General features: G+C 37.8%; 20 protein-coding genes. 18 read left to right on the top strand and 2 right to left on the bottom strand.

Features of this window, described 5'->3' with window-relative positions:
- Positions 1-131: 131 nt before the first annotated feature.
- The gene (locus BMY85_RS05915) at positions 132-869 is read left to right on the top strand and encodes a tetratricopeptide repeat protein (protein ID WP_207646533.1); all 738 of its coding nucleotides are present in this window, start codon (positions 132-134) and stop codon (positions 867-869) included.
- A 38-nt stretch (positions 870-907) separates the two neighbouring features.
- Here the strand turns inward: BMY85_RS05915 and BMY85_RS05910 are convergent, their stop codons facing one another.
- Positions 908-2,908, bottom strand: coding sequence for an LTA synthase family protein (locus BMY85_RS05910; RefSeq protein WP_092477341.1), 2,001 nt, complete (start codon positions 2,906-2,908; stop codon positions 908-910).
- Between the two features lie 159 nt (positions 2,909-3,067).
- Here BMY85_RS05910 and BMY85_RS05905 point away from each other — a divergent pair, with 159 nt between their 5' ends.
- From BMY85_RS05905 to BMY85_RS05865, 9 genes are all read left to right on the top strand, one after another.
- Positions 3,068-4,018 (top strand): polysaccharide deacetylase family protein, encoded by a 951-nt coding sequence (locus BMY85_RS05905; RefSeq protein ID WP_092477340.1) that lies wholly within the window; start codon positions 3,068-3,070, stop codon positions 4,016-4,018.
- Positions 4,019-4,120: 102 nt separating this feature from the next.
- Positions 4,121-4,825, top strand: a complete 705-nt coding sequence (pyrH, locus tag BMY85_RS05900; RefSeq protein ID WP_092477339.1) for a UMP kinase — start codon at positions 4,121-4,123, stop codon at positions 4,823-4,825.
- A gap of 19 nt (positions 4,826-4,844) precedes the next feature.
- Entirely contained in the window at positions 4,845-5,399 is a 555-nt protein-coding gene (frr, locus tag BMY85_RS05895) for a ribosome recycling factor (protein WP_092477338.1), read from the top strand.
- A 171-nt stretch (positions 5,400-5,570) separates the two neighbouring features.
- Complete coding sequence (locus BMY85_RS05890; protein WP_092477357.1) at positions 5,571-6,269, top strand: isoprenyl transferase; 699 nt, start codon at positions 5,571-5,573, stop codon at positions 6,267-6,269.
- 9 nt (positions 6,270-6,278) lie between these two features.
- Entirely contained in the window at positions 6,279-7,082 is an 804-nt protein-coding gene (locus tag BMY85_RS05885) for a phosphatidate cytidylyltransferase (RefSeq protein WP_092477337.1), read from the top strand.
- Between the two features lie 29 nt (positions 7,083-7,111).
- Positions 7,112-8,269: a 1-deoxy-D-xylulose-5-phosphate reductoisomerase gene (gene dxr, locus BMY85_RS05880; RefSeq protein WP_092477336.1), complete on the top strand. Its 1,158-nt coding sequence runs from the start codon at positions 7,112-7,114 to the stop codon at positions 8,267-8,269.
- Position 8,270: 1 nt separating this feature from the next.
- Positions 8,271-9,380, top strand: a complete 1,110-nt coding sequence (gene rseP, locus BMY85_RS05875; protein ID WP_092477335.1) for an RIP metalloprotease RseP — start codon at positions 8,271-8,273, stop codon at positions 9,378-9,380.
- Positions 9,381-9,394: 14 nt separating this feature from the next.
- Positions 9,395-10,450: a flavodoxin-dependent (E)-4-hydroxy-3-methylbut-2-enyl-diphosphate synthase gene (gene ispG, locus BMY85_RS05870; RefSeq protein WP_092477334.1), complete on the top strand. Its 1,056-nt coding sequence runs from the start codon at positions 9,395-9,397 to the stop codon at positions 10,448-10,450.
- Between the two features lie 14 nt (positions 10,451-10,464).
- Positions 10,465-14,823 carry a PolC-type DNA polymerase III gene (locus BMY85_RS05865; RefSeq protein ID WP_092477356.1) on the top strand — a complete coding sequence of 1,453 codons (4,359 nt, stop codon included), beginning with the start codon at positions 10,465-10,467 and terminating at the stop codon, positions 14,821-14,823.
- 77 nt (positions 14,824-14,900) lie between these two features.
- Here the strand turns inward: BMY85_RS05865 and BMY85_RS05860 are convergent, their stop codons facing one another.
- A complete protein-coding gene (locus tag BMY85_RS05860) occupies positions 14,901-15,302 on the bottom strand; it encodes a metal-dependent hydrolase (RefSeq protein ID WP_092477333.1) in 402 nt (133 codons plus the stop codon).
- 158 nt (positions 15,303-15,460) lie between these two features.
- Here BMY85_RS05860 and ruvA point away from each other — a divergent pair, with 158 nt between their 5' ends.
- The 8 genes from ruvA to pap all read left to right on the top strand — a co-directional run bounded on the left by ruvA (position 15,461) and on the right by pap (position 25,148).
- Positions 15,461-16,084 (top strand): Holliday junction branch migration protein RuvA, encoded by a 624-nt coding sequence (gene ruvA / locus BMY85_RS05855; protein WP_092477332.1) that lies wholly within the window; start codon positions 15,461-15,463, stop codon positions 16,082-16,084.
- Positions 16,085-16,099: 15 nt separating this feature from the next.
- Positions 16,100-17,101: a Holliday junction branch migration DNA helicase RuvB gene (ruvB, locus tag BMY85_RS05850; RefSeq protein WP_092477331.1), complete on the top strand. Its 1,002-nt coding sequence runs from the start codon at positions 16,100-16,102 to the stop codon at positions 17,099-17,101.
- Positions 17,102-17,210: 109 nt separating this feature from the next.
- A complete protein-coding gene (locus BMY85_RS05845; protein ID WP_177180659.1) occupies positions 17,211-17,621 on the top strand; it encodes a cell division protein ZapA in 411 nt (136 codons plus the stop codon).
- Between the two features lie 116 nt (positions 17,622-17,737).
- Entirely contained in the window at positions 17,738-20,158 is a 2,421-nt protein-coding gene (locus BMY85_RS05840; protein ID WP_092477329.1) for a U32 family peptidase, read from the top strand.
- Positions 20,159-20,191: 33 nt separating this feature from the next.
- Positions 20,192-21,577, top strand: a complete 1,386-nt coding sequence (locus tag BMY85_RS05835; protein ID WP_242939682.1) for an FtsW/RodA/SpoVE family cell cycle protein — start codon at positions 20,192-20,194, stop codon at positions 21,575-21,577.
- The gene (locus BMY85_RS05830; RefSeq protein ID WP_242939681.1) at positions 21,501-22,985 is read left to right on the top strand and encodes a peptidoglycan D,D-transpeptidase FtsI family protein; all 1,485 of its coding nucleotides are present in this window, start codon (positions 21,501-21,503) and stop codon (positions 22,983-22,985) included. The genes BMY85_RS05835 and BMY85_RS05830 overlap by 77 nt, the downstream gene beginning before the upstream one ends.
- 106 nt (positions 22,986-23,091) lie before the next feature.
- Complete coding sequence (locus BMY85_RS05825; RefSeq protein ID WP_092477328.1) at positions 23,092-23,544, top strand: NUDIX hydrolase; 453 nt, start codon at positions 23,092-23,094, stop codon at positions 23,542-23,544.
- A gap of 122 nt (positions 23,545-23,666) precedes the next feature.
- Positions 23,667-25,148: a polyphosphate:AMP phosphotransferase gene (gene pap / locus BMY85_RS05820; protein WP_092477327.1), complete on the top strand. Its 1,482-nt coding sequence runs from the start codon at positions 23,667-23,669 to the stop codon at positions 25,146-25,148.
- Positions 25,149-25,168 lie beyond the last annotated feature (20 nt).

Raw genomic sequence — 25,168 nt, 5'->3', positions numbered from 1 at the left:
CAAACTAAAAAGTGTGTATCGTGCATTAGTTTGACGCAAAATGGAATTTTACGTAAACATGTCTGATATTGATAATTTAAATTTTCCGTTACTTGGATATTTTATACATGTTGGTTATGGCAGTGAGGAGTATGGAGGGAGTTGCAGTGAAGCAGTTAAAAGAACACTTGGAAGAGTTAGAAAAAAAATATCAAGATGGAAGGTTTTATAGTTTTAATCATATCTCTGAGCTGTACTTGTATCAGTTTTATGAAAAAGATGGAGAGTTTCAGTTATCCGATGAACCTATGAATCGCTGGTATTTAGAACTTGGCATATCTTATGAAGAGAAAGAAGAGACAGACGAGGCTTACAAAGCTTATTTAAATGCAATCAGATGGAATCCTGTTGACTTAGATGCTAGATTTGCAAAGCTGGAACTGGACAAAAAGAAAGGCTGTTATGACGTTGTTTTAAAGGAAACATTGACGTTATATCCTTATCTGTGCACTAGGGCTACAATGGCACGGTTTTACCGCAATATTGGATTCTATTATGTAGAAACTTATCAGCCCGATATTGCGTTTGTTTTGTATGAGTACAGTAATATGTTTTTTCAGACGGAAAATGCCGATAATGAAATAGCGTATATGGAAGAAGCGCTTGGCAAGAAGCATCCGGATTATGATGTGCATCAGCTGCAGAGCCGAATCAGTAATTTGAAAATTCCTGTTTCAGCACCTTCTAATACATTAGGACTGATATATGAAGTTGGAAAGAGTGAAGAGAAAAAAGGACATTGCAAAGAGGCAGCAGAGTGTTATCTGATGGTGTATGACTTAACTCAGGATGAAGAAGTGAAAAGCAGAATGAATCGGGTTATGCACTAAAAAGACAGCATCCTATATGCAGGATGCTGTCTTTTTAGTTAAGGCTGAATTAATAATTCATTTGAAAATCCTAATGCCATATGGTCATCGCCTACTTGGGCTGAGGTTACTCTATCCCCGTTTTCCAGTGCAATGTCTGTTATTTTTAAATGATGGCTATCAATAAATTCTGTTGCAATCTGTTTGTTATTGACATAGATTGTACTGTATTCGTTCAGGTTTTTGCCAGTAATTATATAGGTCTTTTCTGCCAACGTATCCTTTTTTATAGAAGCAAGGCTGATCTTGTCGATTCCCATCTGCATTTTTGCAGGCTCATAAGCGGTGAGTCCATTGGAATAAGTGTACTGATTGCCATATAGTAAATCATATTCTAACAGTTCCATATCTTTTTGATATTTTTCGCTGTCTTCCTTGGAGTAATTAACGTGGTATTCCTGCATGATGCCAAGAGGCTGCTTTAATGCCTGGAATACTTTTGTGCTTAGCTGATAAGAATAGAGATCCTCATCTTGCTGTTTGAGTCCGATGTTATCCCAGATTACATATTCAGTCTGATACATGCTTGCATTTTTTAAGCGGGACTCGGATAAGCCTAATGTAGGAAGATGATCCCCATACAAAACTAAAACAGTAGGTTCGTCACTTTCCTGAAGCTGATCTACCAGATTTCCAATCATTTGGTCCATTTCGTGAATCTGGTTTACATAGTATTCAAAAGATATTTTTTTATAGTCATTGCCGCTTATTGTGATGGTTTGGGAAGGATCAATCTGTTCAGAAGGATAACGTCCGTGTCCTTGTACACTTACAGTAAAGACAAAATCACTTTCTTTTGTGGAATCGATACACTTAAAGATTTCATCGGGTAAGCCCTTATCCTTAGCCCAGCCCCTAGGATTTTTCTCTACGTCATACATATATTCAATTGGAGTAAAGGAGTCGAAGCCTAGATTGGCGTATACCTGGTTTCGGCTGTAAAATGTTCCGTCATTGTTGTGAATGGCATGTGACTGATACCCCTGTGAATCAAAAAGGTAAGCCATGCTTTCGCAGGTCTTTTTGGTAAGGATTGTTTTGAAGGGATATTCGCCAGCTCCAAAAAAGCTAGTACTCATACCTGTTAATACTTCAAATTCGGTGTTAGCTGTACCAGCACCCACAGAAGGAACATTAAGGAAACCACTTGTATAATGCTTTTTTAAATTCGTAAAGTATGGAATTGGATTTTCTGAAAATGTAACATCATTTACATAGTTTACATCAAAGAAAGATTCCAGTTGGATAAAGATTACATTAGGTGCTGTCTGCTTGTTTGGACGTTTGGCGGCAGGAGTTTCCAGCTTTCCTGTAATCATTGGTTCTGTAATTTCATTTACTGTTTTCTGGCTATAGTTGGATGGCTTGGAAATACCAACGTCTACAAGGCTGTTGGTAAAACAGTATACAAAACCGTAATTTTTATATGCATAGGATAAATTCTCAAAATTAGAGCTTAATAGTTTCATATTAATATTAATGCGGGTAAAAAGCAGTTCTGCTGCACATACAATTACAATCATGCATATATATTGAACAAAGTTTTTTCTCTTCTCCAGTACAGGAGCTTTACGCCATAGCATGACTAGTGCAAAAACAGCAAGTACAAATCCAATTACAAGAAGAATAACTTCGATTGGAGTAAAGTATAAATTAAATAGTTCCAGCGCATTTTTTATCATAATCGTATCAATTGCAGAAAACGGCGTAGAACGGAAACCTAAAATGATCCAGTTTGTAACACCAAGAATCATCCAGATTAAAAAAATAACGGTAGTTGCAAAAATTCGTCTTTTTACCAGCAAACCAAGTGACAACGTGATAAATACAATAATTGTGTTATACATAAATACAATTGGAGAGTGGAATAAAAACTGAAAACTTTTAAAAACTGAACGGCGGTTCATCATTTCAAGTATTATATTAATTACAAACGAAAGAATGGCATATTGGAATATGTCATTCCTGAATATTTTTTTAAAATTTATGTTTTGTTTCATATACTTACGCTCCTACTTTCAATTTCGTTTTTCATTATAGCAAAATGATTTCGGAATGCAATATGGGAAAAGTATTTTTAAGAAAATAATCATAATTTATTTGGAAAATAAATAAAAGTATGATAGAATGTTTTAGTAGTGTGAAGGAAGGATGGTTTTATGAAAAAGTCAAAGGATATGACTAAGGAAATCATCGGAAGTGGCTGCAGTTTTTCACAAAGTGACAATAAGGATAAGATTAGGACTATTAAGAGATGGGCTGTTTTGGGAGGATTTTTCTTCATACTGAATATCTGCTTTATCGTGGTAATCTGCTGGAATCATAGGATACAGGGATCAGAGGATACTGTGGTTATGGTGCAGGGGCCAGAGAATGAAGTGGAAAATGCCAAGTTAGATGAGACACAAGGGAATTCTCAAGAGAATAAGAAGAATAAGAAGGACAAGAATGACAGGCATTCGGAAAGCGACAATCGGAAAAAGGTATATTTGACTTTTGATGATGGTCCAAGCAAAAATACTGAGAAAATTCTGGATATACTAAAAAGACATAAGGTATCTGCAACTTTCTTTGTAGTAGGCAAAGAGGATGACTTTTCATTATCCATGTATAAACGGATTGTAGATGAGGGACATACTTTGGCAATGCATTCTTATTCTCATGATTATTCAGTAATATACAAATCTAAAAAGGCATTTTTTGAGGATTATAGAAAAATAAAGAAATTATTGTATGAGACAACTGGCGTAAAACCAGTATATTATCGTTTTCCGGGGGGAACTAGCAATACAATAAGCAAAGTTTCTATGAAATCCTTAGCACAGGGACTTATTAAGCGGGGTTCTGTCTACTTCGACTGGAATGCGATGAGCGGTGATGCAAGCGGAAAAAACTTGACAAAGAAGCAAATGATCAATAATGTATTAAAAGATGTAGAGATACATAATACATCCGTAGTGTTGATGCATGATGCTGCAGATAAAGATAAAACCGCGCAGATGTTACCGGAATTATTGAGAAAACTTAAGAAGAGTGATGTTTCTATTTTGGCAATAGATGAGGATACTCCTTTAGTTCAACATGTAAAGGTGGAGAACAGGCAAAACTAGTTGATTGAATTTGTGCACTGTAAGCGCATAATCGATGTATTTGAGGAGTGAAAAACACTTCTCTAAGAAAAATAAATAAAAGTAAGTTAAGGAGTTTTGAAAATGGCAGACTATAAAAGAGTACTATTAAAACTCAGTGGAGAAGCTTTAGCTGGTGAAAAAAGGCATGGTTTTGACGAAGCTACATGTGTAGAAGCAGCAAAACAGGTGAAAGCAGTTGTAGACAAAGGAATGGAAGTCGGGATTGTAATTGGAGGGGGAAACTTCTGGAGAGGAAGAACCAGTGAAACAATTGATAGAACAAAAGCAGATCAGATAGGTATGCTTGCAACAGTAATGAACTGTATTTATACATCTGAGATTTTACGTTCTGTAGGGTTAGAGACAGAGATTTTTACACCTTTTGCATGTGGCAGTATGACAAAACTGTTTTCAAAAGATGCAGTGAATGAAGCATTTAAATGCGGAAAAGCAGTTTTCTTTGCTGGAGGAACAGGACATCCATATTTCTCAACTGATACAGGAGCAGCGCTTCGTGCGATTGAGATAGAAGCAGATGCAATACTGCTTGCAAAAGCTATTGATGGCGTATATGATAGTGATCCAAAGGTTAATGCCAATGCAAAACGCTATGATGAAGTAACGATTCAGGAAGTGCTGGATAAAAAACTTCAGGTGATTGATTTAACTGCAACCATTATGTGCATGGAAAATAAAGTTCCATTATTAGTGTTTGCTTTAAATGATAAAGATAGTATCGTAAATACCTTATATGGTACATTCAACGGGACGAAAGTAACCGTTTAGTTTCAGGAGGAATTAGAAAATGGATGCAAAATTAGAACAATATGAAGGAAAAATGAAAAAAACATTACAGGCATTAAATGATGAGTTTGCTACAATTCGTGCAGGAAGAGCAAACCCTCATATTTTAGATAAACTAAAAGTGGATTATTATGGACAGCCTTCAGGACTTCAGTCTGTTGCAAATATTACTGTTCCAGAGCCACGTGTGATTCAGATTCAGCCTTGGGAAGCAAGCCTTATTAAAGACATTGAAAAAGCAATTCTTGCTTCTGATATTGGCTTGACTCCAAGCAATGATGGGAAAGCGGTTCGTCTTGTTTTCCCTGAATTGACAGAGGAAAGAAGAAAAGAATTAGTAAAGGATGTTAAGAAAAAAGGAGAGAATGCAAAAGTTGCACTACGTAATGTACGTCGAGATGCGAATGATTCTTTCAAGAAAGCAAACAAGGCAAATGAGATTACAGATGATGAATGCAAGTCTTATGAAGATAAAGTACAGAAATTAACAGATAAATATGTAGACCAAGTTGATAAAGCTATCGAAGCAAAATCTGATGAAATTCTTACTGTATAATGCAGTAGGACTGTTTTCGTATTCGCACAGTTGCAGTCACGTTTTGAGAAGCTGTCACGCAACTGTCGAAAAGCAAAGGACGTGTTTTGGTAACAAAATGCGTCTTTATTTTACTTTATGGGACAAAGTGGATTCTTGTAAAGCAAATGCTGGAGGTAAAGAATGGATGAACTGAAAATTCCACAGCATGTTGCTGTCATCTTAGATGGTAACGGCAGGTGGGCAAAGAAACGGCGGATGCCTAGAAAATATGGACATGCACAGGGTGCTAAGGCAGTGGAACAAGTTTGTGAAAATGCATGGAGAATGGGAATAAAATATCTTACAGTGTATGCCTTTTCCACAGAAAACTGGAAAAGGCCTGAAGATGAAATTGATGCTATTATGAAACTGTTTCGGGATTATTTAAAAAACTGTTTGGAAATCAGCAGAAAGAATGATATGCGCGTCCGTATTATTGGTGATAGAAGCTGTCTAAACGAAGATATTATAAAAGTAATAACTCAATTAGAGGAAGAGTCAAAGAACAATCAGGGGCTGAATTTCCAAGTAGCATTAAATTATGGAAGCCGAGATGAAATTACCCGGGCTGTGAAGAAAATTGCCCAAAAGATTGAGAATGGAACTTTACGGTCAGAAGAAATTAATGAAACGATTATATCTGATGAATTAGATACCTGTGATATTCCGGATCCAGATCTGATGATTCGTACAAGTGGTGAACAGAGGCTTTCTAATTATATGTTGTGGCAGCTGGCTTATGCAGAGTTTTATTTTACGGATGTTCTTTGGCCTGATTTTGATAAAAAAGAACTAGAAAAAGCAGTCGCTTTTTATAATAAAAGGGATAGGCGATTTGGCGGAGTTTAGGAGGTTTGCATGTTTGTAACTAGATTAATCAGCGGGGTTGTATTATTAGCAGTTATTCTTGCTGCCATTATCACAGGGGGAAATGTTTTGCTTCTTTTTATTACGGCAATTTCCTTAATCGGGCAGTATGAACTTTACAAAACAGTGAAACTGGAAAAGTCGCCACTTGCCATGATTGGATATTGTGCCAGTGCAGGTTATGAAATTCTGTTATGGTTCCAGTTAAGCGATTATATTATGATTTATAGTGCTGTTTTTCTGATTACAGTATTAGCATTGTATGTTATGTTCTATCCTAAATATGTAACAGAACAAATTAGTCTGGTTTTTTTCGGATTTATTTATGTGACTGTGCTGCTGTCTTATATTTATCAGGTCCGTATGCAGGCTTCAGGAACTTATACGGTATGGCTAATATTTATTGCCGCCTGGGGATCGGACACCTGTGCATATTGTGTAGGAATGCTGATTGGAAAACACAAGCTTCCTTCAAAGCTTAGTCCTAAAAAGACGATAGAAGGCTGTGCTGGTGGTGTGATTGGTGCGGGGCTGTTAGGCCTTTTATATGCAGCAGTCCTAAAAGAAAAACTTATGATGGATTTTACGAATCCCCACATTCTATTTGCTGTAATTGGCTGCTGTGGTTCTGTAATCGCACAATTTGGAGATTTGGCCGCATCGGCGATTAAGAGAAATCATGACATAAAGGATTACGGAAAACTGATCCCAGGTCATGGCGGCATATTAGATCGATTTGATAGTATTTTATTTACAGCACCAGTTGTATATTTATTAGTAGTATTATTTATTTAGATTTATAGTAGGCAAAACGGAGATTCAAAATGAAAAAGATAGCAATTTTAGGTTCAACTGGTTCTATAGGAACACAAACTTTGGATGTGGTTCGAAATAATAGCGATCTGGAAGCAGTTTCACTTGCAGCAGGAAGTAATATAGAGCTGCTCGAACAGCAGATCCTGGAGTTTCGTCCTAATGTAGTTTCAGTCTGGAAGGAAGATAAGGCAAAAGAACTAAAAGAGAAAGTAAAACATCTTAATGTAAAAGTATTAAGTGGTATGGATGGGCTCATTGCCTGTGCGGCAGAAAAAGAAGTTTCCACCGTTCTTACAGCTGTGGTAGGCATGATTGGGATCAGGCCTGTAATTGAAGCTATTAAAGCGGGAAAAGATATTGCGTTAGCCAATAAAGAAACTTTAGTAACAGCAGGTCATCTTATTATTCCTCTGGCAAAGGAATATGGTGTGTCATTACTGCCAGTAGATAGTGAGCATTCTGCTATTTTTCAGTGTTTACAAGGAGAAAGGCAGAATAAAATTGCAAAGATTCTGCTCACTGCGTCGGGTGGCCCTTTCAGGGGAAGAACAAGAGATGAGCTTAAAAATATCCAGGCAGAAGATGCACTAAAGCATCCTAACTGGTCTATGGGACAGAAGATAACCATTGATTCTTCTACAATGGTAAATAAGGGACTTGAAGTAATGGAAGCAAAATGGCTGTTTGATGTGGATTATTCTCAGATTCAGGTTGTGGTACAGCCGCAGAGTATCGTACACTCTATGGTGGAGTTTGAAGATGGAGGAGTGATGGCGCAGCTTGGTACACCAGATATGAGACTGCCAATACAATACGCATTGTACTATCCAGAAAGAAGAACACTTCCAGGGGAAAGGCTTGATTTCTATAAGCTTTCCCAGATAACATTTGAAGAGCCTGATATGGACACCTTTCGTGGTCTTCATCTTGCTTATGAAGCTGGAAAACAAGGGGGAAGTATTCCGACTGTGTACAATGCAGCCAATGAACTTGCTGTTTCCATGTTCTTGAAGAAAAAGATTTCTTATCTGGAAATCGTAGATAGTATCGAATATGCTATGGAGAAGCACAGATTTATTGAGAATCCTAGTGTGGAACAGATACTTGAAGCAGAACAGGAGACATATCATAATTTAGAAGAAAAATGGAAAAGGGAAGAGGAATAGTATGCAAATTATAATCGCTTTGATAGTGTTTAGTGTGATTATTATTATTCACGAACTGGGACACTTTTCATTAGCCAGGAAAAATGGCGTAACGGTAACTGAATTTTCGGTGGGAATGGGACCACGTCTGTTTACTATTGTAAAAGGGGATAACGGACTGTCTATTAAGTTTTTTGCATCCACAGACACCTGTCTTAACCGTGCAGACTGGAAGGAACACACCAAGTATTCATTAAAACTGCTTCCACTTGGCGGTTCCTGCATGATGCTTGGAGAAGATGAAGATGTGCCAGATGTAAATGCATTTAACAATAAAGGGGTATGGGCAAGAATATCCGTTATTTTTGCAGGTCCATTCTTTAATTTCCTGCTTGCTTTTGCATGTGCTTTGTTTATTATCGGAAAAGTTGGTTATGATAAGCCAACAGTGGATGTAGTAGCAAAGGATTTCTATACGGAAGGTGAAGGAATCCAAGTGGGAGATGTTTTGAAAGAAATTAACGGAAGTAAAATCCGTGTTTCTAGAGAAGTAGGTTATTATCTTGCTTTTGAAGGATGCCCAGGTGATAGTTTTACAGCAAAAGTAGACCGTAATGGAAAAATCGTAACGGTAAAATCACCTTACTATAAAAATAAAGAAGGCAAGATTACTTTGCCATTTGATGTTGCATATGGAAGAGTTGGAATTGGACCTTTAAATGTAATCAAATACAGTGCTTATGAGGTGAAGCTTTGGATTGAAATTACAATTAAGAGTGTAGGAAAAATGATTACGGGCCAGGTAAGCAAGGATGAGATATCAGGTCCAGTTGGAATTGTTGATATGATTGGAGATACTTATAAGGAAAGCAGATCAGAAGGGGTTATGCAGGTTATTTTGAATATGCTTTACGTTACGATCTTCCTTAGTGCCAACTTAGGTGTTATGAATCTGCTTCCACTTCCAGCGTTAGATGGGGGAAGGTTAGTATTTCTTTTCATTGAGGCAGTTCGGGGTAAGCCTATTAATAGAGAAAAAGAAGGCATGGTTCATTTAATTGGACTTATTATTTTAATGGGATTTATGTTCTTTATTATGTTTAATGATTTTGCAAAATTATTTCATAGATAAGATTGGAGAATGACATGATTCGAGAGAATACGAAAGTGGCTGTAATAGGAAATCGAGCAATTGGTGGGAAGAATCCTGTTTTGATTCAGTCTATGACCAATACTAAGACAGAGGATGTAGGGAACACTGTAGAACAGATAAAAAGACTTGAAGAAGCAGGCTGTGATATTATCCGTTGTGCAGTTCCAACGGAACAGGCGGCGTATGCATTAAAGGAGATAAAAAGACAAATTTCCATTCCATTAGTAGCAGATATTCATTTTGATTACCGTTTAGCAATACTAGCTATGGAAAATGGTGCAGATAAGATACGTATTAATCCTGGAAACATTGGTTCAGCAGAAAAAATCCAGGCTGTGGTTGATGTTGCCAAGTCTAGAAATATTCCGATTCGTGTTGGTGTAAATAGTGGTTCTTTAGAGAAGAATCTCATTGAAAAATACGGTGGCGTAACAGCAAAAGGAATTGTAGAAAGTGCTTTAGGTAAAGTGAAAATCATAGAAGATATGGGTTATGATAATCTGGTTATCAGTATCAAGTCGTCTGATGTCCGTATGTGCATAGAGGCACATGAACTGCTTGTTAAGGAAACAGATTATCCTTTACATGTAGGAATTACGGAGTCAGGAACCGTTTATTCAGGCAACATCAAATCAGCAGTAGGACTTGGTGCAATTCTTTCACAGGGAATTGGCAATACGATCCGGGTATCACTGACAGGAGATCCGTTAGAAGAAATTAAATCAGCAAAATTAATTTTAAAGACTTTAGGATTACGCAAAGGCGGTATTGAGGTTGTGTCCTGCCCTACCTGTGGCAGAACAAGAATTGACTTAATCCAGCTTGCTAATCAGGTGGAATCTATGGCCGCCAATTATGATCTGGATATAAAGGTGGCTGTAATGGGCTGTGCAGTGAATGGGCCAGGAGAAGCCAAAGAAGCAGATATAGGTGTTGCAGGCGGTGTGAACGAAGGACTTCTGATCAAAAAGGGTGAAATTATAAAAAAAGTTCCTGAAGGGGAATTGTTAGACACATTAAAATGGGAATTAGATCATTGGAAGGATTAGAGAGGGTGGAAAGTATGCTTTTTTTTGAAGCTTTTGACCAGCTAGATGTAAAAGATGACATAAAAGAGGTATTTAAGACTGTCCAAGTCAAGAGAATCTTAATGAGCAAATCCACATGTTCCGTCAGGGTATTTGTTGAAAGTGACCATATCCTGACTTATCAGGTAAGAAGAAAAGTGGAATACGAACTTAGAAAGCAGATATTAGGAGATGCGGTGCGAAATATTCGGATTATCGAATCTTATCAGCTTTCTAAGCAGTATACTCCAGAAAAAATAATGCCAATGTATTTTGACAGTATATTAGCAGAGCTTAAGGAAGAAAGCATTCTAGATTACAATATTGTAAAAGAAGCGAAAATGACTTTTATTCCAGAGGCTGTAAAACTTACGGTTGATGATACATTTATGGTGAAAAAACGTGCTGCATATATAAAAGAAAAGCTGGATGAAATTTATCGTGAACGCTTTTCTTTTTCTGTTGGTGTAATTTTTGAATATGTGGAACCAAAGAAAAAAGAGGTGAAAGAAAAAGAGTACGTAATGGCTCGGCCGGCTTCAATAAAAAAAGAAGAACCTGTCAAAAAGGAAGAAACACCAAAGAGAGAAGAAACGAAGAAACAGGAATACAGTTACCGTCCCAAACACCCAAAATTACCAGAAGATCCTTTTGTTATCTATGGACGCAATTTTGACGGTGATGTTCTTGAAATAAACGATATTCAGGATGAAATTGGAGAAGTTGTTGTACGAGGCAAAGTAATTTTTGTAGAACCAAGAGAACTGCGAAATGAGAAGACGCTTCTGATTTTTGGATTGACGGATTTTACCGATACCATTACCTGTAAGATATTTTTGAAAAATGAGCAGGTACCTGATGTGACTGGAAAGATTAAAAAGGGCAGCTTTCTGAAATTGAAAGGAATGGCACTTCTTGACCGGTACGACAAGGAAATTTCGATCAGCTCAATTGTGGGAGTAAAAGCCATAGAAGACTTTACAGTAACAAGAAAAGATGAGAGTCCTCGAAAGCGTGTGGAACTTCATGCACATACGTTAATGAGCGATATGGATGCGGTTGTAGACGTAAAAGATCTGGTAAAAAGAGCCATGAGATGGGGACATCCTGCTATTGCTATTACCGATCATGGCGTAGTTCAGTCCTTTCCAGAGGCGAACCATTGTATCCAAAAAGGAGACGATTTTAAGATTATCTACGGTATGGAAGCTTATCTGGTAGATGATTTAAAAGAAATCTGCGAGAATATCAAAGGACAGGCAATTTATGATACCTGTGTAGTATTTGATATAGAAACAACAGGGTTTGGACCAGTCAATGACCAGATTATTGAAATTGGTGCCGTGAAAGTGGTAAATGGGCAGATAGTGGACAAATACAGTACATTTATTAATCCAGATGTACCGATTCCGTATCACATTACCCAGCTTACTGGCATTACAGATGAAATGGTTATGGATTCACCAAAGATAGATGTGATTCTGCCAGAGTTTCTTGCGTTTTGTAAAGACGCTATATTAGTTGCTCATAATGCTTCTTTTGATGTTGGATTTCTTAATAAGAAGGCAGAATTTCTTGGAATAGAAACAGATTTTACTGTGGTGGATACAGTAGGAATTGCAAGACTGTTATTGCCACATCTTAGCCGTTTTAAATTAAATGTAGTGGCAAAAGAATTAGGCATTTCTCTGGAAAATCATCATCGTGCAGTTGATGATGCAGGGGCAACTGCTGAAATCTTTGTGAAGTTTATTGAAATGCTGGAAGAAAAAGGAATTCACACATTAGAAGAACTGGAAGCGTTAAATGTTATGACACCAGAAATGATTAAGAAGCTTCCGACATATCATGCCATTATTCTTGCCAAAAATGATACAGGCCGTGTGAATTTATATAAAATGGTGTCAATGTCCCATATAGATTATTATCAGAGAAGACCGAGAATTCCAAAGAGTCTCCTTCAGAAGAATCGAGAAGGCCTGCTTCTTGGAAGTGCTTGTGAAGCAGGTGAATTGTATCAGGCGATTTTAAGAGAGCGGCCACAAGAAGAGATTGACCGGCTTGCCAGATTTTATGATTATTTCGAAATCCAGCCACTTGGAAATAACCAGTTTATGATAGAGGATGACAAGTTTGATATAAAGTCAAAGGAAGATCTGATTGTTCTTAATAAGCGGATTATTGCTTTAGGCGAAGAATATAACAAACTTGTTGTAGGTACCTGTGATGTACATTTCCTTGATCCGGAAGATGAGGTGTTCCGCCGGATTATCATGGCAGGAAAAGGGTTTAAAGATGCAGACAGCCAGCCGCCTCTTTACCTTCGTACCACGGAGGAAATGGTGGAAGAGTTTATGTATTTAGGACGTGAAAAGGCTGAAGAAATAGTAATTGACAATACCAATAAGATTGCAGATATGATTGAAAGGATTTCACCTGTAAGACCAGATAAATGTCCGCCAGTTATTGAAAATTCTGACCAGCAGCTTCGTGATATCTGTTACAGCAAGGCTACTTCCATGTATGGAAAGGATCTTCCAGTACAGGTATCAGAGCGTCTGGAAAAAGAGCTGACTTCTATCATTGGTAATGGATTTGCCGTTATGTATATCATTGCCCAGAAACTAGTCTGGAAATCCAACGAAGATGGATATCTAGTTGGTTCCAGAGGTTCGGTTGGCTCATCTTTTGTTGCAACTATGTCTGGTATTACAGAAGTTAATCCATTGCCAGCTCACTATTACTGTACCAATTGCTTTTATTCGGATTTTGATTCTGAAGAAGTAAGAGCATTTGCAGGAAAATCAGGATGTGATATGCCAGATAAGGCATGCCCGGTTTGTGGAAAACCTTTAAGTAAGGATGGACATGAAATTCCATTTGAAACATTCCTTGGATTCTATGGAGATAAAGAACCGGATATAGACCTTAACTTCTCAGGAGAATATCAGGCAAAAGCCCATGATTATACGGAAGTTATTTTCGGAAAGGGACAGACTTTCCGTGCAGGAACGATTGGTACTCTTGCTGAAAAGACGGCATATGGATTTGTGTTAAAATACAATGAAGAACATGAAGTTCATAAACGGCGTTCTGAAGTAGAAAGAATTGCACAAGGCTGCGTTGGAGTAAGAAGAACTACGGGACAGCATCCAGGTGGTATTGTTGTTCTTCCATTAGGAGAAGAAATTTATTCATTTACACCAGTACAAAGACCAGCCAATGATATGACTACTAAGACGGTTACAACCCATTTTGATTACCATTCCATTGACCATAACTTATTAAAGCTTGATATACTGGGACACGACGATCCGACGATGATACGTTTGTTAGAGGATCTGACTGGGCTTAATGCACAGACCATTCGATTGGATGATGAAAAAGTATTATCGCTGTTTGAAAATTTAAGTGCCTTGAATATTACCAAAGAAGATCTTGGTGGCTGTGATCTTGGCTCATTGGGAATACCAGAGTTTGGTACGGATTTCGTTATGCAGATGCTTCGTGATACAAAGCCGAAGACATTTTCTGATCTGGTGCGAATTTCGGGACTTTCTCATGGAACGGATGTATGGTTAAATAATGCCCAGTACTATATTGCAAAAGGGGATTGTACACTTTCTACTGCTATCTGTACTCGTGATGACATTATGACTTACTTGATTCATACTGGTGTGGAAAATGGCCTTGCATTTAAGATTATGGAAAGTGTCCGTAAGGGAAAAGGCCTGACACCAGATATGGAGTCTGCTATGATAGAGGCAGGCGTGCCAGAGTGGTATATCGAATCCTGTAAGAAAATTAAGTATATGTTCCCGAAAGCTCATGCAGCTGCTTATGTCATGATGGCGTTTCGTATTGCTTATTTTAAAGTGTACTATCCGTTAGCTTATTATTGTGCTTTTTTTAGTATTCGTGCTTCGGCATTTAACTATGAACTGATGTGTCTTGGAAGAGAGCGTCTGGAATTTTATATTGCAGACTATAAAAAACGTTCCAGCGAACTGACAAAAAAGGAACAGGATACTTTAAAAGACATGCGAATTGTTCAGGAAATGTATGCCAGAGGGTTTGATTTTATGCCAATTAACTTGTATACAGCGAAGGCCCATCTGTTCCAGATTATTGATGGAAAGCTTATGCCATCCTTTAGTACCATTGATGGGTTAGGAGACAAAGCGGCAGAGGCTATTGTAGAAGCAGTAAAGCAGGGAAAATTCCTTTCTAGGGATGATTTTAAACAGCGCTGTAAAGTCAGTGGTACAGTTGTAGAGGTTATGGCAGATCTGGGAATTCTGGAGGATATGCCAATTTCCAATCAGATGTCTATTCTGGATTTTATGAATGCTTAAACAGGGTTTTGAAAAAGGTTCTTTTGCGTTTTTTGAGAAATTGCGAAAGAACCTTTGTTTGTTAAAAGAATAAAAGACTAAGACATAAAAATTCCGAACCGTTTTTTTATAGGATATAGCAGTGCTACTCCTTTGGAAAAGGGAGTCAGCATATCGAGTAAAATATGGCTTAGAATGCCACAAAAAACACCGATTCCTACCGAGGTATGCAATTGCATAAATAGGTACCCCATTAAAAAGCAGAAAAGCAGGCTATGGGTAAATGTTCTATGGCCAAATGCCTTGAAAAGAGTTTTTGACAGAAAACGAAAACGTCTTCCAAGGTGGCTTTTGGGATGATCAATATCAGGCAGTGCTGCAGCCAAAAAGCAAGGTACAGTAACCAGAACAGGAGAAAGATTATAGTGAAAACGTAAAGATGCATAAGAGATGCCAATGCCAGCGGCTGCGCCTGCCGTAACGTGTGCAGCATAATTCATTTTATTCCTCCTAGTAAGTTATGGTAAAAAATATCATAGCAGATAAAAATGAAAAAAGCAATACATATGTTCGGTTTGTGGCAAATTATCGAACTTGCGTTTGTGTCTTCTTTATGATACAATGTACCATTAAGAATGAAGAATGAGAGGTAACTAGTATGATTGCATACATAAAGGGTGAGTTAGCAGAAGTAAATGAGAATGGAATTGTTGTGGAAAGCAACATGACTGGCTATGCAATTAGTGTTCCTTCCTCTGTGCTTTCCCAATTACCAGCTATAGGAGAACAGATTAAGATTCATACGTATCTTCATGTCAGAGAAGATGCTATGTTATTATACGGATTTTTAACAAAAGAAGATTTAGCAATATTTAAACTGCTGATTATGGTAAATGGAATTGGTCCCAAAGCAGCCCTTGGCATTTTATCCGCAATCAGTCCGGATGAACTGCGTTTTGCAATTCTTTCCGATGATACAAAAACCATTTCAAAAGCTCCAGGAATTGGGGCAAAGACAGCAAGCAAGTTAATCTTAGAATTAAAAGATAAAGTACGAATGGAAGATGCATTTGAAATCCGTCTAAAACATGCAGAGGAAGCAATGCATGAAAGTAAGAAAGAAGCACAAGCATCCATTCAGAATGATGCTGCTGCAGCTTTAGTGGCATTAGGCTATAGCAGTACAGAAGCTCTAAAAGCAGTTCGCCAGGTTGAGATTACGGAAAATACAGATGTAGAAGATGTGTTAAAGAAAGCATTAAAGCATATCAGTTTGTTTTAATAGGAGTGGGATGTTATGGAAAAAAGAGTGATTACCACAGAGCTAATGGAAGAAGATTATAAAATAGAGAATTCTTTGCGTCCAAAGCTGTTATCAGACTACATTGGACAGAAAAAAATCAAAGATAACTTAAAAATCTACATTGAAGCGGCAAAAGCAAGAAACGAAGCACTTGACCATGTCCTCCTTTATGGACCACCGGGACTTGGAAAAACAACTCTTGCTGGAATCATTGCCAATGAAATGGATGTTAATGTGAAGATTACTTCAGGGCCTGCAATTGAAAAGCCAGGTGAGCTTGCTGCTATTCTTAATAATCTGCAAGAAGGAGATCTGCTGTTTATTGATGAGATTCACAGGCTGAACAGACAGGTGGAAGAGGTACTATATCCAGCTATGGAGGATTATGCCATTGATATCGTGATTGGTAAAGGTGCTTTGGCAAGGTCTATCCGTCTTGATTTACCAAAGTTTACCTTAGTAGGTGCAACTACAAGGGCGGGTATGTTGACAGCACCTTTGCGGGATCGTTTTGGGGTGGTGCATCGTTTGGAATTTTATACACCAGAAGAACTGGTAGACATTATTACACGTGCAGCAGGAGTGTTTAAAGTGGATATTGAGCCAGAAGGGGCTTGGGAGATTGCCAGACGTTCCAGAGGAACCCCTCGTTTGGCAAATCGTCTGCTAAAACGAGTTCGAGATTTTGCACAGGTAAAATATGATGGTAAAATTACCTTGAAAGTTGCGGTGTTTGCATTGGATCTGATGGAAGTGGATAAATTAGGATTAGATAATATGGACAGGCAGATTTTAATGACTATGTACGAAAAGTTTTCAGGTGGTCCAGTTGGCCTAGATACATTAGCAGCTGCAGTAGGAGAAGATTCAGGAACTTTGGAAGAGGTGTATGAACCATATTTTATCCAGAATGGGCTGATTCAAAGAACTCCAAGAGGAAGAATTCTGACAGAAACTGCATACAGGCATTTTGGATTAGATAGGATAAAAGAATAAGAGTCAGGGATTGACAGCAAAGTCTGGATTTCGATTTTCGTCTTGCTGTTTCTAGCCAGTTAGGATATAATGTGTATTGAAAAATACATTCTGGTAGGGGGCGATGAATATGGGGACGAAAAATGATGCACATGTTGTAATTAATAATAAAGAATTTGTTATTTGTGGTTATGAAAGTTCAGAGTATCTTCAGAAAGTGGCCGCTTATCTGAATAATAAGATAGCCGAGTGTAAAGAAATAGACGGGTATCAGAATTTAGAACGAGACATGAAAAATTTCATGCTGGAGATAAATATTGTAGATGATTATTTTAAGGCGCAGGCCAAAGCCGCTGAGTTAGAAGCTGAGAATTCCAGGAAAGAGAATGAACTTTATCAGCTGAAACACGAATTCATTGCTTTGAAAGAAAAGTTAGGAAAGACAAAAGAGGAATTAGAACAGGTTGGACCGGCATATGAAGCAGCAAAGCGCCAGATAAAGCGTCTGGAAGAGGAAAAGCGTTACCAGACGAAGAAGTAAGAAAGAGCTAATGAAAAGACTGCGAGAGCAGTCTTTTTTCGGTAAACTTTAACTTTGACATAATTTTATATTTTCAATTCAGAACAGTTTTGATCTTAAATTAAGAAGGGATATATATGACACGTAAAATAGAGATACTAGCACCAGCAGGTTCCATGGAGGGACTTGTAGCAGCCATTCAGGGAGGCTGTGATGCCGTTTATATTGGAGGGCAGAAATTTGGTGCTAGAGCATATGCCAATAACCTTGATCAGAAAGACATGATCTGGGCAATTGAATATGCACATCTTCATCATAAGAAACTATATTTAACCATTAATACTTTAGTAAAAGAATCAGAATTCGGAGCGTTATATGACTATCTGCTTCCATTTTATATTCATGGACTTGATGCAGTAATTGTACAGGACTTTGGAGTGCTTTCTTATGTTTCCCGTACATTTCCTGGCATGGAAATTCATGCGTCTACCCAGATGACACTTACTATGGCACAAGGAGCCAGCCAGTTAAAGGAATACGGTGTTACGAGACTTGTTGCTTCCAGAGAACTCCAGTTTGATGAAGTAAAAGAGATCCGTAATAACACGGATTTAGAAATAGAAGCATTTGTACATGGAGCCCTTTGCTATTCTTTTTCAGGACAATGTCTTATGAGCAGTATGATTGGTGGACGGAGCGGAAACAGGGGGCGTTGTGCACAGCCATGCAGAATGCAGTACCATATGGAAGAAATGAATGGAGAATCCTATAAAGGAAAGCAGGAATTTTTATTAAGTCCAAAAGATATGTGTACCATTTATGATATTCCAGAACTTGTAGAGAGTGGAATCGACAGTTTTAAAATTGAAGGACGGATGAAGCGTCCGGAGTATGCGGCTATGACAGCACATTTATATCGCAAATATGTGGATCTCTATCAGCAGATGGGTGCACAAGCATACAAAACACATATGAAGAAACACCCTGAACTTCTTGAAAATGATAGGAAACATCTGATGGATTTGTATAACCGTGGCGGATTTTCAGAAGGCTACTACCGCCAGCATAATGGAAAAACGTTAATGTCTATGGATAGGCCAAACCATAGCGGTGTTTTGGTTGGAACGGTAAAAGCGGTAAGGAAAAACCGTGCAGCCATTACATTAAGTGATACCATTTTTGCTCAGGATGTTTTAGAAATACGTTCGGATAAAGGAGAAAATGTGTATGATTTTACAGTAAAGGACAAAGTAGAAAAGGGGATTCCTTATGAAGCAAACTTTAAGCCTGGATCAAAAGTAAAAATCGGCCAGAAAGTATACCGTACCAAAAACCAGTCCCTTTTAACAGATATTCAGGAAAAAATTATAAAAAGAGACAATCGAGAGCCTGTGCAGGCATATTTCTTTGGAAAAGCCAATGAACCTGTGATGCTTACATTGACTTATGGAGACATAACGGTTACTGCTATTGGTGAGACTGCACAAGTTGCAAAAAATCAGCCCATTGGTAAAGAAAAGATAAGAAAACAGCTTGATAAGACAAAGGATACGCCATTTTATCTTGAGTCTGTACAGATAGATTCTGCCGAGGACTGGTTTATGCCACTGGGAAAATTAAATGAGTTTCGGAGAAATGCGTTTGAACAGTTAGAACAAGAGTTTCAAAATTCGTTTCTTAGAGAGAGCGTGCCACGTACCAAAGTGCATTTGGAAAGTGCATTGAAAAAGAAAAGGGAACCTGATATGACAGTGGGTGTAATGAACAGGGAACAGTTAGAAATAGCAGTAAAAGAGGATTCGGTATCACGTGTACTGCTGCATTTTTCAATGATAGAACAGGAACCTGAGATTCTGGATTCTGATTTGTCAGATAAGCAGAAGGAATTCTATATTGTGCTGCCAACGGTATTCCGCCATAAGACGTATATGCAGTATAAGAAGAAAACACATCCCATATATCAGGCTGCAAGTCATAAAAATATTGATGGTTTCGTTGTGAAGAATTTAGAAGAACTGGAGTATTTAAAGGAAGAAGGCTGTGAAAAAGAAAAACTGCTGGATTATAATTTGTATATGATGAATAAGGAAACACAGTATTTTTGGGAAAATCGCGGGATTACACAGTTTACTGCTTCCTTAGAACTGAATCATCAGGAATTAAAAGAACTGAATATAGAAGGGTATTCCATGATTGTTTATGGATACACACCTCTTATGACTTCAGCACAGTGTGTGGTGAAGAATACAAGAGGATGCACCAGCAAATCAGGTTATTTCTGCTTTGCAGATAAAAGTGGGAATCCGTTTTATGGAAAGAATTTCTGTACCTGCTGTTATAATGTAATTTACAATGGAAAACCATTGCATTTGATAGAGCATTTAGAAGATATTAAAAACTTAGGAGTGAGCGATGTCCGACTTGACTTTACAATGGAATCAGGTAAAGAAATGGAACGAGTTCTTTCTTGTTATACATCTTATCTTCGTGGAAAGAAAGAAAAAAGCAATTGTGTGGAAAATTACACAAAAGGACATTTTAAAAGAGGAATCGAATGATTATTATGAGAGAAGAAGATAGGAGGCTAAGGATTGAAAAATGTAATGGTTGAGATTTCGAGGTTTGTTATTATTTTTCTCATGACAGTTTATGTGTTATTGGGATTTACGGCTCTTCGAAAGAAAAATAAGAAGAAACAAAAGAGGTTATATAGATTGCAGCGTATATTAATATTTGGCAATCAGTTTATCTGCAATTTTATGTTGTATCTGAATGTGGGAAACCATAAGGTTATGCTTTTTTATTTAGCACAAGCAGGATTTTTAGTGGCATATTTTATATTGTATCCGCTATTGTATCCGAAAATATCCAGGGCAATTTTAAATCACATGATGATGCTGTTTTCTATTGGATTTGTGATGCTGGCAAGACTATCTTATGATTCTGCGTGGAGACAGTTTGGCATGGCGTTTGTGGCTATGGGCGGTTCTTTGGTGGTACCAGTAGTGATTCGCAAAATGAAAATACTGATGAAACTGCAGTTTATTTATCTTTTATCAGGTGTTGGTTTGCTGGCTTATGTGTATTTGTATGGGGTTGTTGTTTATGGTGCGAAAAACTGGATTTCCGTTGGTGGAGTTTTAATACAGCCCTCAGAATTTGTAAAGATACTGTTTGTATTTTTTGCAGCAGCCAGTTTGTCAAAGGTAAAAAGCTTTTTGGGAGTCGTGATGGTATCTGGAGCTGCGGCAGTTCATGTAATGATTCTTGTATTGGAAAAGGATTTAGGAGCGTCTTTAATATTGTTTATCACATATGTGATTATGCTCTATATTGCTACAGGAAAGTCGTTTTATCTGTTTGGTGGATTAGGGGCAGGTTCTGTGGCTTCTGTTTTTGCCTATCAATTGTTTCCACATGTTAAAGTAAGGGTCAGTGCATGGTTAAATCCATGGGGTACGATTGAAAACAGCGGTTATCAGGTGGCTCAGTCTTTATTCGCAATTGGTACAGGCGGATGGTTTGGAATGGGTATTGGAAAAGGCTTGCCAACTAGCATACCAGTAGGAAAAAGCGATTTTATTTTTGCTGCCATATCAGAAGAATTCGGAGGAATTTTTGCACTTTGGCTTATGCTTCTTTATATTACTTGTTTTGTTCTTTTTATTACCATTGCATTACGATGTAAAGAGATATTTTATAAGCTGGCTGCACTAGGCCTTAGTATAATGTTTATTGTCCAAGTGCTTTTATGTATCGGTGGGGTTACAAAGTTCATTCCATCTACAGGTGTAACCTTGCCATTAGTAAGTTATGGTGGAAGTTCTGTATTTGCAACCGTCATTGTATTTAGCATTTTACAGGGAATTTATATAATGAATCAGAGCGAGGAAGGTAAAATTGAAAGAAGAAAGAGAAAAAACAAAGGAATCCGTCAGAAAGAAAATATTCCAGCAGTCAGAGACGTGGAAGAATAACAATAAGAGAAAAAATGCAAATATTTTTAAAGTGGTTTATATTTTTATTGGGATTTTTGCTTTGATGGCAGGGAGATATATTTATTTTATGATAGCAGAGTCTCCAGTTCAGATTAATAACTCTTATAATAGAAGACAGGATTTGCTGGCAGAAAAGTATGTGCGAGGAAAAATTCTGGCATCAGATGGAACGGTTCTTGCTCAAACAGTAACAGGCAGTGATGGAAAGGAAAAGAGAGAATATCCATATGGGCAGGTGTTTTCCCATGTAGTAGGGAGCGTAGGAAGAGGAAAAACAGGACTGGAACTTGCAGAAAACTTTACAATGTTATCTTCTCATATCAATGTAATTAGTCAGGCTATTACCCAGATGCAAGGAAATAAAATTGTGGCAGACGACATTGTAACAACTTTAAATATAGAGTTACAGAAAGTGGCCTATGAAGCATTAGGGAATCGAAAGGGTGCAGCTGTGGCAATTGAACCGGCAACAGGACGTATTCTGGCAATGGTGTCTAAGCCTAGTTATGACCCAAATACTATTGCTGCTAATTGGGATTCGCTGGTATCTGATACAACTGGTAATTCCACCTTATTGAATCGTGCCACTCAGGGACTTTACGCTCCTGGTTCTACCTTCAAAATTGTAAGTCTTCTGGAATACTTGAAAGAACATCCAGATGACTATGAAAGTTACACCTATGAATGTAAAGGGAGTGCTATGTTTGGCGATAGGCGTATTTCCTGCTATAATGATCATGTGCATGGAAAACAGAATTTAAAAGAGTCTCTAGCGAATTCCTGTAATGATTCCTTTGCACATATAGGAACAGTACTGAATCTGAAAAGCTATAAGAATACAGCGGAAAAACTGATGTTTAACAAGTCGTTATCCTTACGTATTCCATATAATAAGAGCAGTTTTAGCTTGTCAAGCAAGGACAGTCTTAATGAAATTGCACAGACAGCCATGGGACAGGGAAAGACGCAGATAACGCCACTTCAGAGTGCTTTGATTTCTTCTGCCATAGCCAGTCAAGGGAAAATGATGCGGCCTTATATTGTGGAAAAAGTCCAGACTAGTACAGGTTATGTTGCCAGAAGTACAAAAGCAAAAGTACTTTCTAGGAGCATGACAAAAAAGCAGGCATCCATTGTAAAAGAGTATATGGAAGAGGTTGTTAATCACGGCACAGGAACTGCCTTAAAGAACAGGAAGTATCAGGTAGCGGGAAAAACAGGCTCAGCAGAGTATGATTCTACCGGTGCTTCTCATGCATGGTTTACAGGCTTTGCACCAGCAAATGACCCGAAAATAGCTGTAAGCATTATTGTAGAAAGCTCTGGTACTGGAAGTGAGTACGCAGTACCTATTGCAAAAAAAATGTTTGAGAGTTATTTAAATTAATCAAAATAGCGGAATATTATTGCAATGTTCTTGGAAAAGAGTTATACTTAACAACAGTTAGACACACCAAAAATGTGAGAAATCACAATAAACAGGGGGCATTGCAATGGTTGAAGCAACGAGCTGTGGCGGTGTGGTTATTTTCAGAGGAAAAATTTTGTTATTGTATAAGAATTATAAAAACAAGTATGAGGGATGGGTTTTGCCAAAAGGAACCGTAGAAGCTGGAGAAGAGTTTAAAGAGACTGCGTTACGTGAAGTAAAAGAAGAGACAGGGGTTTCTGCTTCTATTATCAAGTATGTAGGCAAAAGCCAGTATAATTTTAATACTCCTCAGGATACAGTAACAAAGGATGTTCATTGGTATTTAATGATGGCTGATAGTTACTATAGCAAACCACAACGTGAAGAATTTTTTATGGATTCTGGTTATTACAAGTTTCATGAGGCCTTTCATCTATTAAAATTTTCAAATGAAAAACAGATTCTTGAAAAGGCATACAATGAATATGTATATTTAAAGAAGAGTAATTTATGGGGATGTAAGAAATATTTTTAAGAGAGAATGCTTCTTTTGGAGCAGTTTGTGGGAGAAAACCCGCAAGTGTCCGGAAAGGAGCATTTTTTTTGCCTTTTTTGAAACACTAATATGTGAGAATATAGTGAAACTGGAGGCATCACATGTTAGATCAAATCAATTTAAGCCAAAGCTTAACAAAACATGAATATAAAAGAACGGCAGAAGAATTATTTCAGAAGCTTAGTCTGCTGCAAAGACAATTAAAGGATGTGAAGATACCTGTGGGAATTGTGTTTGAAGGATGGTCTGCATCTGGAAAGGGGACTTTGATAAATGAGGTAATACATGCACTGGATCCAAGAGGATTTAGAGTGATCTCCCTAGAGGATGAAACGGAAGAAGAGAAGAGGCATTCATTCTTTTGGCCGTTTTGGAATACAATTCCTCCAAAGGGCAGAATTCATCTGTTTAATAACTGCTGGTATTCCCGAGTGCTGGAGAAGAAACGAAATAACGAAAATGTGCATTTACAGGTACTGTATAATGAAATCAATTCTTTTGAAAGTCAGCTTACAAAAGATGGATGCCTTCTTGTGAAATTTTTTCTGCATATTAGTAAAGACGAGCAGAAGGAGCGGTTCGATAAGTTAGAAAGCTGTGCGGATACCAGATGGAGAGTAGAGAAGAAGGATTGGAAAGAAAACAAAAATTATAAAGAGCGAAAGGAAGAATTTGACCGGATGCTTGTAGAAACGGACACTCCTTGGGCACCTTGGAATCTGATAGAAGCAACCGATAAGCGGTATGCAGCTGCCAAAATACTTAGTATTTTAGTACGGGAAATGGAAAAGTCCTTATATAAAAAGCAGCAGAAAGCGAAAGAAAAAGCAGCAGAGCAGCAGAATGAAAAAGAAGAAATGCCATTCCAGACAAAGGTTCTAAAAGGAATTGATTTGTCAAAGGAGATGAAGAAAGAAAAATATAAAGAAAGAGTGGAAGAGTTACAGAACAGACTGGTGACACTTCACAACCGAATGTACCGGGAAAAAGTACCTGTTATCATTGCTTTGGAAGGATGGGATGCCGCTGGCAAAGGAGGTGCCATTAAACGAATTACAGAGAAGATAGACCCTAGAGGCTATGAAGTGGTACCAGTTTCATCACCAAATGATTTAGAAAGGCAATATCATTATTTATGGCGTTTCTGGTCTAAGTTCCCTAAGTCAGGCCATCTTGCCATCTTTGACCGTACCTGGTATGGAAGAGTTCTTGTAGAGCGTGTAGAAGGCTTTGCAACAAGAGAGGAATGGACAAGAGCTTATACAGAAATTAATGAAATGGAAGAAAGTTTATATCAGGATGGATATGTGCTGCTGAAATTCTGGCTGCAGATTGATAAGGAGGAACAGAAAAGACGTTTTGAAGAACGGCAGAATACACCAGGGAAACAATGGAAGATTACCGAAGAGGACTGGCGAAACCGTGCAAAATGGGATGAGTATGAAGTAGCAATAGATGAAATGCTTGTGAAAACTTCAGCCAGTTATGCACCTTGGCATGTAATTGAAGCCAATTCCAAGTATTATGCCAGAATCAAAATACTTGAGACTATTGTAAATGCTTTGGAAAAGAGAATGAAATAAAGCAACATGATAAAAGAGCA

This window comes from [Clostridium] polysaccharolyticum, from assembly GCF_900111595.1.
Classification (GTDB): Bacteria; Bacillota; Clostridia; order Lachnospirales; family Lachnospiraceae; genus Clostridium_AI; species Clostridium_AI polysaccharolyticum.
The sequence above is the reverse complement of the archived record's forward strand: the minus strand, read 5'-3'. Positions and strand labels throughout refer to the sequence as shown.

Excerpts from the sequence above, each read along its gene's own strand:
- BMY85_RS05845 (WP_177180659.1), top strand. The coding sequence starts at position 17,211 with ATGGGGACGAAAAATGATGCACATGTTGTAATTAATAATAAAGAATTT.
- frr (WP_092477338.1), top strand. The coding sequence starts at position 4,845 with ATGGATGCAAAATTAGAACAATATGAAGGAAAAATGAAAAAAACATTA.
- BMY85_RS05865 (WP_092477356.1), top strand. The coding sequence starts at position 10,465 with ATGCTTTTTTTTGAAGCTTTTGACCAGCTAGATGTAAAAGATGACATA.
- dxr (WP_092477336.1), top strand. The coding sequence starts at position 7,112 with ATGAAAAAGATAGCAATTTTAGGTTCAACTGGTTCTATAGGAACACAA.
- BMY85_RS05885 (WP_092477337.1), top strand. The coding sequence starts at position 6,279 with ATGTTTGTAACTAGATTAATCAGCGGGGTTGTATTATTAGCAGTTATT.
- BMY85_RS05825 (WP_092477328.1), top strand. The coding sequence starts at position 23,092 with ATGGTTGAAGCAACGAGCTGTGGCGGTGTGGTTATTTTCAGAGGAAAA.
- ruvA (WP_092477332.1), top strand. The coding sequence starts at position 15,461 with ATGATTGCATACATAAAGGGTGAGTTAGCAGAAGTAAATGAGAATGGA.
- ispG (WP_092477334.1), top strand. The coding sequence starts at position 9,395 with ATGATTCGAGAGAATACGAAAGTGGCTGTAATAGGAAATCGAGCAATT.
- ruvB (WP_092477331.1), top strand. The coding sequence starts at position 16,100 with ATGGAAAAAAGAGTGATTACCACAGAGCTAATGGAAGAAGATTATAAA.
- BMY85_RS05840 (WP_092477329.1), top strand. The coding sequence starts at position 17,738 with ATGACACGTAAAATAGAGATACTAGCACCAGCAGGTTCCATGGAGGGA.
- rseP (WP_092477335.1), top strand. The coding sequence starts at position 8,271 with ATGCAAATTATAATCGCTTTGATAGTGTTTAGTGTGATTATTATTATT.
- BMY85_RS05910 (WP_092477341.1), bottom strand. The coding sequence starts at position 2,908 with ATGAAACAAAACATAAATTTTAAAAAAATATTCAGGAATGACATATTC.
- BMY85_RS05860 (WP_092477333.1), bottom strand. The coding sequence starts at position 15,302 with ATGAATTATGCTGCACACGTTACGGCAGGCGCAGCCGCTGGCATTGGC.
- BMY85_RS05915 (WP_207646533.1), top strand. The coding sequence starts at position 132 with ATGGAGGGAGTTGCAGTGAAGCAGTTAAAAGAACACTTGGAAGAGTTA.
- BMY85_RS05905 (WP_092477340.1), top strand. The coding sequence starts at position 3,068 with ATGAAAAAGTCAAAGGATATGACTAAGGAAATCATCGGAAGTGGCTGC.
- pyrH (WP_092477339.1), top strand. The coding sequence starts at position 4,121 with ATGGCAGACTATAAAAGAGTACTATTAAAACTCAGTGGAGAAGCTTTA.
- pap (WP_092477327.1), top strand. The coding sequence starts at position 23,667 with ATGTTAGATCAAATCAATTTAAGCCAAAGCTTAACAAAACATGAATAT.